Here is a 13,438-nt window from a genome sequence, read left to right as displayed (position 1 = left end):
GGATACCCTCGGACCATGTTCGCGCCACGCGACCCTGACGAGTACCTCCTCGACACCGAGCGGCGGGTCATCCGGATCCGCCGCCACTGGGCGGTGCTCCTCTGGGACACGTTCGAGGCAGCGGCGCTGCTGATCGTGTGCGTGCTGGTGTCGTATCTGCTGCCGCCCTCGATGTGGGTGGTGCAGAACATCCTCTGGTACGTCGCGCTGGCGGTGGTGCTGCGGTTCGCCTACGTGATCATCGAGTGGTGGGTCGAACGGCTGGTCGTCACCGACAAACGGTTCGTGATGACCACCGGCGTCTTCACCACCAAGGTGCTGATGATGCCGATCAGCAAGGTCACCGACCTCACCTACCAGCGTTCGGCCTGGGGCCGGATGCTGGGCTACGGCACGATGGTCGTCGAATCGGCGGGGCAGATCCAGGCGCTGAACCGGATCGACTACCTGCCGCGGCCCGAGGAGTTCTACGACACGATCTCCGAGCTGGTGTTCGGCGACAAGCAAAAGCAGGCCGAACGGTTCTCGATGATCAAGGCGCAGCGCGCGGCGCGGGGCAAGAAGCCGGTCGGCTGACGCCGGAGCGCGTCGGCACTGGTCCCGGCGCCGGGGTGACGCAGCGCATCGTTGAGAATGAGTCCGATGCGCATCGACCTGCACGCCCACTCCACGGCCTCCGACGGTACCGACAGCCCTGCCGAGCTCGTCGGCGCTGCCGCGCGGGCCGGTCTCGACGTCGTCGCGATCACCGACCACGACACCACCGCGGGCTGGGAACCGGCCGCCGCGGCCCTGCCCGCCGGGATGACGCTGGTGCCGGGTGCGGAACTGTCGACGGTCTCGATCGACCCGGAAACCGGCTACGAGATCAGCGTGCACCTGCTCGCCTACCTCTTCGACCCGGCCGCGCCCGCGATCGTCGAGGAACAGACGCGGCTGCGCGTCGAACGGCGCACCCGGCTGCGGCGGATGGCCGAGCGGATGGCCGCCGACGGCCTCCCGGTCGACGCCGACGAAATCCTGGGCCTGCTGCCGGAGGACTCGCCCGCCGGCCGGCCGCACCTCGCGCAGGCGCTCGTCCGCGCCGGGCTGGTCAGCTCCGTCGACGAGGCGTTCGGCGACTACCTGCACAGCCGCCGCGGCTACTACGTCGCGCGCCGCGACACGCCGGTCGAGGAAGCGATCGACATGGTCACCGCGGCCGGCGGGGTGACCGTGATCGCGCACCCCTTCGCGTTCAGCCGCGGCGCGACGATCAGCGAGGACACGCTGCGCGACCTGGCCGCCCGCGGGCTGACCGGCGTCGAGGTCGACCATCCCAACCACGATCCGGCCACCCGGGCGCGCACCCGCGAACTGGCCGACGAGCTGGGCCTGGTCCGCACCGGGTCGAGCGACTACCACGGCACGAACAAGACCATCGGGCTCGGCCAGGAAACGACCGAACCGGACCAGCTGGAGGAATTGGTGGGGCGGGCGACCGGCTTCCAAGTGGTGAAGGGCTGAGATGGCCGTCTCGGATTTCTTCGACGCGAAGCTCTTCATGAGCGCGACGATCACCCTCGTCGTGATCATGGACCCGCCGGGCACGGTGCCGGTGTTCCTGAGCCTGGTCGGCCGCAAACCGATGGCGACGCGGGTCAAGGCGGCCCGGCAGGCGGTGCTGGTGTCGCTGCTGGTCATCTCGCTGTTCGCGGTGGCCGGGCAGGCGATTCTGGCGTATCTGGGCATCGGCATCCCGGCGCTGCAGGGCGCGGGAGGGTTGCTGCTGTTGCTGATCGCGTTGCAGCTGCTCACCGGCAACGCGGGCAGCAACGAGCCCGAAGCGACCGAGGACGTCAACGTCGCCCTCGTCCCGCTCGGCACGCCCCTGCTGGCCGGGCCGGGCGCGATCGCGGCGACCATCGTGTTCGTCCGGCAGGCGGACGGTCATGTCGGCGCCTACATCGCGCTCGCGCTGGCGATCGTGACCGTGCATTTCGTGCTGTACACCTGCATGCGGTTCTCCGGCGTGGTCATCCGGCTGATCAAGGAAAGCGGCATCACGCTGCTGGCGAAGATCGCCGGTCTGCTGCTCGCCGCGATCGCCGTCGAACTGGTCGCGAATTCGGTGCAGGGCTTCATCGCGGGCGGCTAGCTTGGCGGCCCACGCCGGAAAGTGTCGGTGGGGGTGCGTAGCGTGGGCGGCGATGGAAGGGGGCGGCGTGAAAGAACAGCTGGGGTTCGACTTCGGCGTCGAGCAACCGCAGCGGCTCACCAAGGTGTCGCCGGCGCGGCTGAGCACCTTTGACGATTGTCCGCGCCGGTACCGGCTGGCGTACCTCGATCGGCCGACGCCGCAGCGCACCGGGCCGTGGGCGCACAGCACGCTGGGCGCGGTGGTGCACAACGCGTTGCGGGCGCTTTTCGACCTGCCAGTGGCGAAACGGACGCCGCAGCGGGCGATCGCGCTGGTGGCCGAGCACTGGAAGGACGCCGGTTTCGCGGACGACGACCAGGCCGCGCGCTACCGTGCGCGCGCGAAAGGCTGGGTCGCGGAGTACGTGGAGGACAACGACGTCAGCGACGATCCGGTGGGCCTGGAACGCTGGGTGTCCGCGCCGGTCAGCACGACCGGCGGCCGCCCGACGATGATCATCGAAGGCCGAGCCGACCGAATCGACCAGCGCGGCGGCGAACTGGTGATCGTGGACTACAAAACCGGCCGCCGAGCGCCGGACGAACACGAGGCCCGTGCTTCGCAGGCCTTGGCGATGTACGCCGTGGCGGCCAGCCGCACCTTGCGCATGCCGTGCACGAAGGTCGAGTTGCACCACCTGCCGTCCGGCACGATCGCCGCGGCGGAACACACGCCGGAAACCTTGAAGCGGCACCTGGAACGCGCCGAGGAGACCGCCGGAGATCTGCGGTTGGCAGCAGATACCCTGGACGCGGGCGGCGACGGAGACACGTTGTTCCCCGCCCGCCCCGACCGCCGCTGCGCATGGTGCGACTTCCGCCCGAGCTGCGTGGCGGGACAGCAGACCGCCCCTGCCGCGCAACCGTGGGATTTGCTTGCGCCGTAGGGGTTTCCCGAGATGTGGATTGGACCCGAGGATCGTGGCGGCACCGAACATGGAGGAACCGGCCCACGGTGAGGCTGCTACTGCCCCGGGTGGTGATGCCAGGGGCGCCGGGGTTCGCGGTGCGGGGATTGAAGATCGGGACGCTCACTGGGCGGCTCAGGAGCGGGGCGTTCGCGGTGCCGCGGGGGAGGATCTTGCCGTGGTGAGAAATGGCGGTGAACTTCGTGCGGAGGGCCGTGCTGGTGATGCGGCGGGTCGTCGCACGGCTGCTGGCCGTGCGGCGGTGAGTGGTGGTGCGGGGGACGGGGTGGCGGGTCAAGTTCGCGGGGTCGCTGCCGGTGTGGTGGGGGATCGCGGTGTGCGTTCTGGTGGGGGTGCGAGGGGTGTCGGCGGCTCGGTGGAGGGGCGTGCTGATGCTGCGGGCTTGAGTGATGGCTCGGCTGTGGACGGCGGTGCTGCGGCGGTGAGTGGTGGTGCGGGGAACGGGGCTGCGGCTCAAGATCAGGCGGCTGCCGCCCGTTCGGCAGGGGACCGCGGTGTGCGTTCCGGTGGCGTTGCAAGGGGTGTCGGCCCCGCGGCGGGTCGTTCTGATGCTGCGGGCGGGAATGGTGCTTCCGCTGTGGACAGTAGTGCGGTGGCGGATCGTGCGGCTGTGAGTGGTGGCGGCGCGGAGAATGGGGCTGCGGCTCAAGATCGGGCGGTCGCTGCCGGTGCGGCGGGGAACTGCGGTGTGCGTTCCGGTGGGGTTGCGAGGGGTGTCGGCGCGGCGGCGGGTCGTTCTGATGCTGCGGGCGGGAATGGTGGTTCCGCTGTGGACAGCAGTGCGGTGGCGGATGATCGTGCGGCTGTGAATGGCGGAGCGGAGAACGGGGCTGCAGCTCAAGTTCGCGCGGCCGCTGCCGGTGCGGTGGGGGATCGCGGTGTGCGTTCCGGTGGCGTTGCGAGGGGCGTCAGCGGCGCGGCGGAGGGTCGTGCCGACATCGCGGCCACCAATGGCGGTTCGGCTATGGACGGCGGTGCGGCGGCGGATCGTGCGGCTGCTGGTCGTGCGGCTGTGAATGGCGGAGCGGAGAACGGGGCTGCAGCTCAAGTTCGCGAGTCCGCTGCCCGTGCGGCGCTCCGCGAGTCGGCGAATGATCGTGCAGCTGCGAGGCGCACCGCTGCGATTATCCATGACTCAGCGGCAAACAGTCACACCGTGAGCGATGCGGCGGAGGCTCAGCGTGCCTCGGCGGGGGATGCTGCGGTTATCCATCACTCGGCGGCCAACGGTGCGGGAAGCAACCACGAGGCTGCGGTTATCCAGGAAACCCGCGCGCACGATGACGCGACCGGCGGTGATGCGGCGTCAGCCAAGGCAGCATCTGAGCACTTTGGAGCGTCCGCGAGGCGCAAACCCCGCGGGCGGTGGTGGCGTGGGTTCACCGGGTCGGTCGCTGCGGGGATGGCAGTCTTGGCCGTCGGGGTGCTTGTCGTGGGCTTGTTGTGTCTCGTGAACGGGGCACCCGGGCCTGGCTTGCTCAAGGTGGTCGGGCATCCGGTCGCGGCCGTCGGGATGCTTGCGCTGCAACGGATTGCCGACCACCGCACCGGGAAAGTGGCGGTGGGGGCGGGGGTTGGCGTGCTGGTCGTCGCGGGAGTGGCGTTCGGGGTGTTGTGGTGGTTCTGACGCCAGGTCAGCGCAGGGCGGCCAGGGTCGGGCCGCGTTGTTCCAGCAGTATCGGGCCCAGCGCGGTGAGGCGGACTGGGCCGGTGTAGGCGCCGCGGTCGACGCCTACTGTGCGGAGGGTCGCGCCGTTCGTTTCGTTCAGTACGGCCAGTCCGCCGCGGATCGGGACTACCAGTTGGGTCGCGAAGGTGATTCCTGGGCCTAGCGTGCCGTCCAGGGTCCAGCGGGGCGACAGGTCGTCTCGGGACAGCGCAACGGTTTTGGAGCCGCTGAACCAGTAGATCCCCGCCGCGGTGCGGGTCGTTGCTTCGGTGCCGCCGACGGGGTCGTTCGCGGTGTCCGCGGCGGGGAGTTCCATTGGGTAGGCGGCTTTTTGCGAACCGTCCGCGCCGTAGACGACGTACAGCTTCTGGTCCGGCAGCAGCACCCCGGTGAGGTCGCCCGACATCGCGATGACCCGGGCTCGCTTGCCGGCCAGCAGGGCGGTGTAGGTGACCTTCGGTTCGTCCTCGTGCTCGGCGGTCGCCTTGTAGACAGTCAGCCGGTCCGTACGGTCGCCGGGGCAGCGTTCGATCACGCCGATTTTGTCGGCGGCCACTGCTACCGTGCCGTAGGTGCAGTTGGGGCGCGGTTGCTTGTTCGCATTTTGCAGGAACGGGACTTTGCCGTACTCCATGCTCTTCACGAGATCGTCGCGCCACGTGTCGAGAAGATGTTTGCCGGTCGTCGTGACGTGGCTGCCGTCGTTGACGAGACGGGTGCCGAGTTCGGCGTCGCCGTTGCGCTGGGCGGTGATGCGGCCGGTGGCGGGGTCGAGCTGGGTGACCTCGCTGCAGCCCATGGTCTTGTGGTACACCGCGTTCACCCGTCCCCATGCAGTGTCCACAGTGCACAGTTGCAGGTTCTCGCGGGTGTAGTGCCAGCGGATCTGCCCGGTGAGCGGATCGCGGCCGGCGACCTCGCTGCCGTCCGCGGTGGTGACGGTGTCGGACTGTCCGATCGGGATCGGCGTCGCCGAACTCGGGGCCTGCCACAGCTGCGTCATCGACCCGGGCACCGAGGACGGCGGCGCGGGGAGCGCGTGCGGCGGATCCGCGAGCGCGCGGCTGGTGTGCAGATTGTCGCTGGTGGCGGCGACGATCGCGGCGACCACCGCGACCACGACGACGATCGCCCCCGCGATCAACCGGTCCCGCCCGCGATTCCACGGCGAACGGCGGGCTTTGCCGGGCGGCGCAACGGGATCTGCGGCGGGTTGGCGGGGGAGGAGGTTTTCGGAACCGTACGACCTGGCGGCGGTGCTGCCGCCCGCGGCGGGTTCGTCGGTGACGCGCGCGATCGGGCCGGTTTGCTCCTCGGCGGTGACCGGCGGGATCGCGGGGGTGGCGTCTGAGGCTGAAGCCTGGGCGGCCGGGTCTGCGGATTGGGGGCCGCGAACTGGCGATGCGGCGGGAGGGCTGCTCGGGGTTGCCGCGGGGGAGTCTGCAGCTGGTGCGGGGGTGTTTCCTGTGGAGGGGGAGGCGGCCTCGGTGGGCTTGTGTGCTTCGGGGGAAGCTTGGGCCGGGTTGGCGGTGACCGGGCTGCTTGAGGTTGCGGCAGGGGAGTCTGCAGCTGGTGCGGGGGTGTTTCCTGCGGAGGGGGAGGCGGCCTCGGCGGGCTTGTGTGCTTCGGGGGAAGCTTCGGCCGGGTTGGCGGTGACCGGGCTGCTTGAGGTTGCGGCAGGGGAGTCTGCAGCTGGTGCGGGGGTGCTTCCTGCGGAGGGGGAGGCGGCCTCGGTGGGCCCGTGTGCTCCGGGGGAAGCCTCGGCCGGGTTCGCGGTGGCAGGGCTGCTTGGGGCTGCTGCCGGGGTGTTTCCTGCGGAGTTGGCGGCCTCAACAGGCCTCTGTGACCCGGCGGAAGCTTCGGCCGGGTTCGCGGCGGCAGGGCTGCTTGGGGTCGCGGCAGGGGAGTCTGGAGCTGGCGCGGCAGATCCGGGGGTGTTTCCCGCGAAGGGCGAGGACGCCTCAGCGGCCCCGGGCGATTCCGCATGAGCCTGGGCCGGGCCTCCGGCTGGTGCGGCAGCGCTTCCCGCAGAGCCCGGGACGGCCTCAGCGCGTCCGGATCCGGCGGAAGCCTCGGCAGGAGTCGGCAGCCCGGCGGTTGCGGAGGACTGGTCAGCCGACGGCGAAGTCGGACCGGCCCCCGCAGCACCTCCCTCCGAGACGTGCGCCCCGGCCGGAAAGTCCGGCCGGGGGCGTTCGTCGGGATTCGCGGGAGTGCCCGCTACGTTCGATCCGGGTTCGGGGGGCGTTTCGTCGGTGCCGTTCCCGTGGTCGTTCACGTAACTGACTCCCGGTGTGTCGCTCAGTCTGCCGACGCAGGTGTATCAGATGCGGACGGGCGGCGGCGACGGCGGCGGCGGGCCGGGCGTTCCGCGGTCTCTCCGGAGTCGGACGTCGTCGCGGGGGTGGCGTTGCCGGTGGAGGTCGCCGGGCCGGTCGCGTCTGCTCCCGAGCGGGTGCGGCGGCGCGTCCGGGGGCGTTCTTCCTGCTGGTCCGACGCCGTCGAAGCGGTGGCGTCCGCGGCTTCTACCGCCGCGGCCGCACGAGCGCCGCCTCGGGTTCGTTTGCGCGGGGTTCGGTTGCGTTTGCGCGGGGCTTCCTCTTCCGAAGAAGCAGAAGCGGCAGAACCTCGACGGCCGCCGCGGCGTTTGCCGCCCAGGTCTTCTTCCTTTTCCGCGGACAGGCCGGCTCGCGTGCGCTTCGACAGCGGCAAGCGGCCCTTCGTACCCTCCGGGATGCCCAGGTCGCTGAACAGGTGCGGCGACGACGAGTACGTCTCCACCGGCTCCGCCAGGTCGAGGCCCAGCGTGTCCGAGATCAGTTTCCAGCGCGCTTCCTCGTCCCAGTCGACCAGGGTGATCGCGACCCCGGTGCGGCCCGCGCGGCCGGTGCGGCCGATGCGGTGCACGTAGGTCTTCTCGTCCTCCGGGCACTGGTAATTGATCACGTGCGTGACGTCGTCGATGTCGATGCCGCGCGCCGCGACGTCCGTCGCCACCAGCACGTCGACCTTGCCCGAGCGGAACGCGCGCAGCGCCTGCTCGCGCGCGCCCTGTCCGAGGTCGCCGTGCACCGCGGCCGCGGCGAAACCGCGTTCGACCAGGTCGTCGGCGATCTTCTGGGCGGTGCGCTTGGTGCGGCTGAAGATCATCGTGAGCCCGCGGCCCTCGGCCTGCAGCGCCCGCGCGATCAGCTCCGTCTTGTCCATCGAGTGCGCGCGGTAGACGAACTGCGCCGTGCGCTCGTGGATCGCGCCCGCGTCGTTCTCCTCGGCCCGGATGTGCGTGGGCTGGTTCAGGAACGTCCGCGCGAGCGTGATGATCGGGCCCGGCATCGTGGCGGAGAACAGCATCGTCTGCCGCTCGTCCGGCACCATCCGGAGGATCCGCTCGATGTCCGGAAGGAAGCCGAGGTCCAGCATCTCGTCGGCCTCGTCGAGGACGAGCCCGCGGATCTTGCCCAGCACCAGGTGCTGCTGTTCGGCCAGGTCGAGCAGCCGGCCCGGCGTCCCGATGACGACGTCGACGCCCTTGCGCAGCGCCTCGATCTGCGGCTCGTACGGCCGCCCGCCGTAAATCGCCAGCGTGCGGATGCCGAGGTGCTTGCCCGCGCCCTTCAGGTCGTTCGCGACCTGGATGCACAGCTCGCGCGTGGGCACCACGACCAGCACCTGCGGGGTGCCGTCGCCGGGCACCTGCACGCGGTGCAGCAGCGGCACGCCGAAGCCGAGCGTCTTGCCCATGCCGGTGCGGGCCTGGCCGATGAGGTCGTCGCCGGCCATGGCCAGCGGCAGGGTCAGTGCCTGGATGGCGAACGTGTGCTCGATGCCCGCCTCGGCGAGCGCTTTGACGATTTCGGGTTTCACTCCGAACGACGCGAACGTCGGCGACTCCTCGGTCACCGGGGCACCGGCCTGCAGCGGGTGCGACGTGTCCAGCGCGGCCGGCCCGTTTTCGCTGTGCTCGAGGGCGACAGCGGGGCTGGCCTGCGCGGTTTCGGTCTGTTCGGTTGTGGACTGTTCTGCGGTCAGGGTGATCGCCTCTCTCGTGACCAGCGCGCACAGGCCGGTTGTCACTCGACACTCGACCGGGGGCCTGACTCGCACCGCGGCCTCTGCGATGGAGGCCAGTGGTGCCGGAGCCGCCCTCCCGGGAATGCCGCTGGGAGGCGTGCACGCACACTTGCGGCGAACCCCGGCTGCCCTGGTGGCACCGGCCGTTCGCCTGGTTCCCGCCGCTCCCGGGACCCTTGAGAAAAAGGCGGTCCGGCGCGGCGAAGCTTCTGTTTATCCCTCCCCACTCTACCTGGTCAGCCGTTTTCCGGGGAATACCGGGAGCGGCGGCGCGGCGTGGGATCGGTCTCTTCGCGGCGCGGGCCTGCGGTTCGGCGATACCCTCGTCGCCGTGACCGACCCCGCCGTGCCCGCAGAGCCCGCCGCATCCCCGCCCACGATCAGCGAAGGCGTCGTCGACCTGCTCGGCGTGATCGCCTACCTGGAGCTGTCCGCGTTCGACCGGATGGCCGAGGACGCCCGCAGCGCGCCGACGCTCGCCGGCCGCGCCGCGCTCGCCTCGATGGCGGCCGCCGAGATCGGGCACCTCGATCTGCTGACGAAGCATCTGGCCGCGAACGGCGTCGCGGTCGAGGACGCGATGGCCCCGTTCGTGTCGCAGGTGGACGCCTGGCACGCCTCCACCCGGCCCAAATCGTGGCTGGAGTCGCTGGTCAAGGCGTACGTCGGGGACGGGCTCGCGGCCGACCTCTACCGCGAGATCGCGAACTGGCTCGACCCGGAGACCAAGGAGCTGGTGCTGACCGTGCTCGCCGACACCGGGCATTCGGCGTTCGCCGAGCGCGAAGTCGCGGCCGGGATCAAGGCCGATCCGAAGGCCCGCGACAAGCTCGCGCTGTGGGGGCGGCGGCTGCTCGGCGAGGCGCTCACCCAGGCGCAGTACGTGGTGGCCGAACGCGATGGCCTGGCCGAACTGATCGTCGCCGGGTCCGGCGACCTCGCGGGAATCGGCGCGCTGTTCCGCCGGTTGCAGCAGGGGCACACCAAGCGCATGCAGGCACTGGGGCTGGGCTGAGCCGAGTGGTCGCGAATCACCCGCTGGTCGCGCGCCACCGCGGCGGCCCGCTTCGGTTAGCCTTGCCGGGCGTAGTCACAACGAGTTTCCAGCGGAGGTCCCACGTGGAGGTCAAGATCGGCATCAAGGACACGCCGCGCGAGCTGGTGGTGTCCAGTGGCCAGACTCCCGAAGAGGTGGAGAGGCTGGTCGCCGAGGCGCTGACGGCCGGTGACGGGCTCTTCCGCCTCAACGACGAGAAGGGCCGCAAGTACCTGGTCCCGTCCGACCGCATCGCGTACGTCGAGATCGCCCCGTCCGACGTCCGCAAGGTCGGGTTCGGCGTCGGCGACTGAGCCAAGCCGTACACGAAAGGCCGCCCCGGAGATCGCTTCCGGAGCGGCCTTTTCGCGTAATCAGCCCTGGTCAGGCAGGGTCAGGCGGGGTCAGGCGGGTCAGGCAGTCGCTTCCTCGACCTCGGCCAGCGTCTTCGGGACCGCGAACGGCGGCGTGGACGTGCCGGTGAGCCGGTAGCGGCCCCACGGGTCGGGATCGGACAGCTCGCCCTCGGCGGTGTGCTCGCCGACCCGCACCTCGCACGCCTTCTTCCGCCCGCCGATCGCCTCGGCCAGCTTCGGGTTCGCGGCGACGCGGCCGTACCAGTGGTAATACCCGTCGATCGGCTGGAAATAGCCGCGCAGATCGACCTCGGCGGACACCTGCTCGCCGTCGACGACCAGCGTCGCGGTGCCCGTGTAGCCGTCTTCGTCGCTCATCCGGAGTCCTCTCGTCAGCCTGCGTCGCTGTTCGTGCCTTCTTCGGTGCGTCCGAGCTGGACGACCTTGTTCTCCTCGAGCGGCAGGTTCGGGTCGATCACCACGCCTTGCTGGCGGGTGAGCCCGTCGATCGCCGCCCAGATGATCTGGGTGAGGTACTCGACCACCGAATCGCGGCCCATCGAACGCCGGTCCAGCCACCATTCGCCGGTGCTCTGGACCATGCCGACGATCCCGTGCGCCCACGGTTCGGCCGCGCCGGAGTCCATGTTGAACATCCGCATGTAGTCGCCGAGCAGGGCGGTCAGCGCGGTGGCGATGACCTCCTTGTCCTCCGCGACGACGTCCGAATCGACGGTTTTGCCCGGCAGCCCGCCGTGTGCCAGCAAGCGGTACAGGTTCGGGTGTTCTTCGATGACGCCGAAGAACGCGTCGAGCGCCATCCGGATCCGCGGCACCGGCGCGAGTTCCGCGTTGATCGCGGGGATGAGCCGCTCGAACAGGATCTCCGTGCCGCGCTGGCCGAGTGCGACGTACAGGTCGGCCTTGTCCTCGAAATGCCGGTACAGCACGGGTTTCGTGACGCCGGCTTCCGCGGCGACGTCCTCCATGCCGAGTTCGGGACCGTGCGCGTCGAGCGCGCGCAGGGCCGCTTCGACGAACTCCGCGCGGCGCGCGATGCGGTGCTTGCGCCAGCGATCGCGGCGGGCGTCCCCGGTGTCCGCCGGATCTTTCCCGGTGTCGGCCGCCTGCTTGCCGGACTGCTTGCTGGAGCGCTTGACACGTTCGATCACGGCGGTCATGCTACCAGAGGTAACTGTTACCACGGGTTACATGTTCTGTGGGAGCAGGCGGTACGCGGCTTCTCGATTCAACGGCGAGTCAGGCGCTGGAAGGGGCTGATGATGACGCGGACGCTCAAGGTGACCGACCGGGAGGCGACGGCACAGCGGTTGCTGAAGTCGGCGGCGAACAAGTTCTACGATCCGGACGTCGACATCGACTGGGACGCGCCGCTGGTCGAGGGCAAGCGGTACATCCTGCCGGAGCGCTCGTCGCTCTACGGCACTCCGCTGTGGGACCGGCTGAGCCCGGAGCAGCGGATCGAGCTGGGCAAGCACGAGATGGCCAGCATCGCGACCACCGGGCTGTGGTTCGAGATCCTCTTGATGCAGATGCTGCTCAAGGAGGTCTACGAACAGGACCCGACGACCGCGCACGCGCAGTTCGCGCTCACCGAGATCGCCGACGAATGCCGGCACTCCACGATGTTCGCGAGGATGTCCGCGCGGATCGGCTGCCCGACCTACGGCCCGGTGCCGGTGCTGCGGCAGCTCGCGAAGCTGATGCCGACCATTTCCTACGGCCCGGCGCGCTACGGCGCGATCCTGGTGGCCGAGGAGGTGCTCGACCGGCTGCAGCGCGAGCAGATGAACGACGACCAGATCCAGCCGCTGGTCCGGATGGTCAACCGGATCCACGTGCTGGAGGAGGCGCGGCACGTCACCTTCGCCCGCGAGGAAGTCACCCGCGGCATGGCGAAACTGGGTCGCGCGGAGGTCGCCTACCAGCAGTTCAGCATCGCGCTGATCTCGTACTTCGTGACGCGGGCGTTCATCAACCCGAACGTCTACAAGGCGGTCGGGATCCGGCCGCGCGAGGGCGTCGAGACGGCGCTCAACAACCCGCATTGGCGCGCGACGATCGCGTGGGCGGGGGAGAAGATCATGCCGTTCCTGCAGGAGTCCGGGCTGGTCGGGTTGCCAGGGAAACCGTTCTGGCGCAAGTCTTTCCTGTTGCCGGAGGGCAAATGACCACCGTAGAGCGGCTTCGCAATCCGGCTCGCGAGCATCGGTTCGTGACCAGCGACGGCTGTGCGCTGCACGTCGAACTGAGCGGTCCGGCCGACGCCGCGGTGACGCTCGTGCTGGTGCACGGCTGGACGCAGGACCACCGCACGTGGGACGGCGTCATGGAGCACCTCGGCCCGGGCGTCCGGACGTTGCGCTACGACCTGCGCGGGCACGGCGGTTCCGCGCCCGCGACCAAGGAAACCGGGACGATTCCGCGGCTGGCCGACGATCTGGCCGAGCTGATCGCCGCGCGCGTGCCGTCGGGTCCGCTGGTGCTCGCCGGGCATTCGATGGGCGGCATGACCATGATGGCGCTCGCCGAGCGGCATCCGGACCTGGTCCGGGACCGGGTCGTCGGAGCGGCGTTCGTGGCGACGTCGTCGGGGCAGATGGACCGGATCACGTTGGGGCTGCCCGGAATGGCGGGACAGTTCTCCGCGCGGTTCGAGCGACGGCTGGCGAAAGCGTTGTCGCACCGCAAAGGCGAGCGGCTGCCGTTGAGCCCGGCGATGGTGCGTTCGGGCGCGCGGTTCCTCGTTTTCGGCGACCACCCCCGGCGCGCCGACCTCCGGCTGGTGGCGGATCAGCTGCTGTGCGCGCATCCGGCGAGCCTCGGCGCGTTCCAGGACGCGATTTCGACGCACGACCGCCGCGTCGCGCTGGCGACTTTGCGCGGCACCCCGTCGGTGGTGCTGGCCGGGGAAAAGGACCGGCTTTGCCCGCTGCCGCACGCGAAAGTGATCGCGGACGAGTTGCCGGACGCGGAGTTTGTCCGTTTTCCCGGCGCCGGGCACATGTTGCCGCAGGAACGGGCGGGCGAGGTCGCGAAACGCATCGGGGCGCTGCTGCGGGTTTCGTGAATGTCTTTGCCGGGAGGACCGGCATGAACACTCACGAGAGCCACGCATTCGTGACCGTGCGCGTTCGCCTTTTCCGCGCTCGTACCTGACTGTCGGCTGTTCCTGGTC

Annotated in this window: 15 protein-coding genes; 11 read left to right on the top strand and 4 right to left on the bottom strand. The window is 70.1% G+C overall.

What is annotated here, in order from left to right:
- Window positions 1–15 precede the first annotated feature (15 nt).
- The 7 genes from F9C11_RS01565 (at window position 16) to F9C11_RS01535 (ending at window position 4,734) form a co-directional block, all read left to right on the top strand.
- Entirely contained in the window at window positions 16–576 is a 561-nt protein-coding gene (locus F9C11_RS01565) for a PH domain-containing protein (protein ID WP_009072960.1), read from the top strand.
- Window positions 577–633: 57 nt separating this feature from the next.
- Entirely contained in the window at window positions 634–1,506 is an 873-nt protein-coding gene (locus F9C11_RS01560) for a PHP domain-containing protein (RefSeq protein ID WP_409183175.1), read from the top strand.
- A gap of 1 nt (window position 1,507) precedes the next feature.
- On the top strand, window positions 1,508–2,137 hold the full coding sequence (locus F9C11_RS01555; protein WP_409183174.1) for a MarC family protein: 630 nt from the start codon (window positions 1,508–1,510) through the stop codon (window positions 2,135–2,137).
- Window positions 2,138–2,189: 52 nt separating this feature from the next.
- Entirely contained in the window at window positions 2,190–3,065 is an 876-nt protein-coding gene (locus F9C11_RS01550; RefSeq protein ID WP_409183173.1) for a RecB family exonuclease, read from the top strand.
- A 473-nt stretch (window positions 3,066–3,538) separates the two neighbouring features.
- Complete coding sequence (locus F9C11_RS01545) at window positions 3,539–3,721, top strand: hypothetical protein (protein WP_409183172.1); 183 nt, start codon at window positions 3,539–3,541, stop codon at window positions 3,719–3,721.
- An 18-nt stretch (window positions 3,722–3,739) separates the two neighbouring features.
- A complete protein-coding gene (locus F9C11_RS01540) occupies window positions 3,740–3,916 on the top strand; it encodes a hypothetical protein (RefSeq protein WP_409183171.1) in 177 nt (58 codons plus the stop codon).
- Between the two features lie 593 nt (window positions 3,917–4,509).
- On the top strand, window positions 4,510–4,734 hold the full coding sequence (locus F9C11_RS01535) for a hypothetical protein (protein WP_409183170.1): 225 nt from the start codon (window positions 4,510–4,512) through the stop codon (window positions 4,732–4,734).
- A gap of 7 nt (window positions 4,735–4,741) precedes the next feature.
- On the opposite strand, the gene F9C11_RS01530 is transcribed toward F9C11_RS01535, so the two are convergent.
- Window positions 4,742–6,073, bottom strand: a complete 1,332-nt coding sequence (locus F9C11_RS01530; protein WP_409186786.1) for a hypothetical protein — start codon at window positions 6,071–6,073, stop codon at window positions 4,742–4,744.
- 1,004 nt (window positions 6,074–7,077) lie between these two features.
- Complete coding sequence (locus tag F9C11_RS01525; protein ID WP_409183169.1) at window positions 7,078–8,850, bottom strand: DEAD/DEAH box helicase; 1,773 nt, start codon at window positions 8,848–8,850, stop codon at window positions 7,078–7,080.
- 328 nt (window positions 8,851–9,178) lie between these two features.
- On the opposite strand from F9C11_RS01525, the gene F9C11_RS01520 reads away from it, so the two are divergent.
- Both F9C11_RS01520 and F9C11_RS01515 read left to right on the top strand, forming a co-directional pair.
- Complete coding sequence (locus F9C11_RS01520) at window positions 9,179–9,862, top strand: ferritin-like fold-containing protein (RefSeq protein ID WP_409183168.1); 684 nt, start codon at window positions 9,179–9,181, stop codon at window positions 9,860–9,862.
- A 104-nt stretch (window positions 9,863–9,966) separates the two neighbouring features.
- Entirely contained in the window at window positions 9,967–10,197 is a 231-nt protein-coding gene (locus F9C11_RS01515) for a DUF3107 domain-containing protein (RefSeq protein WP_409183167.1), read from the top strand.
- Between the two features lie 99 nt (window positions 10,198–10,296).
- Here the strand turns inward: F9C11_RS01515 and F9C11_RS01510 are convergent, their stop codons facing one another.
- Together F9C11_RS01510 and F9C11_RS01505 are read right to left on the bottom strand one after the other, a co-directional pair.
- Entirely contained in the window at window positions 10,297–10,617 is a 321-nt protein-coding gene (locus F9C11_RS01510; RefSeq protein ID WP_409183166.1) for a DUF4873 domain-containing protein, read from the bottom strand.
- A gap of 14 nt (window positions 10,618–10,631) precedes the next feature.
- Complete coding sequence (locus F9C11_RS01505; RefSeq protein ID WP_409183165.1) at window positions 10,632–11,420, bottom strand: TetR/AcrR family transcriptional regulator; 789 nt, start codon at window positions 11,418–11,420, stop codon at window positions 10,632–10,634.
- A 102-nt stretch (window positions 11,421–11,522) separates the two neighbouring features.
- Here F9C11_RS01505 and F9C11_RS01500 point away from each other — a divergent pair, with 102 nt between their 5' ends.
- Both F9C11_RS01500 and F9C11_RS01495 read left to right on the top strand, forming a co-directional pair.
- Window positions 11,523–12,431: an AurF N-oxygenase family protein gene (locus F9C11_RS01500; RefSeq protein ID WP_409183164.1), complete on the top strand. Its 909-nt coding sequence runs from the start codon at window positions 11,523–11,525 to the stop codon at window positions 12,429–12,431.
- Window positions 12,428–13,330, top strand: coding sequence for an alpha/beta fold hydrolase (locus F9C11_RS01495; protein WP_409183163.1), 903 nt, complete (start codon window positions 12,428–12,430; stop codon window positions 13,328–13,330). The genes F9C11_RS01500 and F9C11_RS01495 overlap by 4 nt, the downstream gene beginning before the upstream one ends.
- Window positions 13,331–13,438 lie beyond the last annotated feature (108 nt).

The organism is Amycolatopsis sp. VS8301801F10 (genome assembly GCF_046195355.1).
GTDB lineage: Bacteria > Actinomycetota > Actinomycetes > Mycobacteriales > Pseudonocardiaceae > Amycolatopsis.
This window is presented reverse-complemented; position numbering and strand designations above follow the sequence as displayed.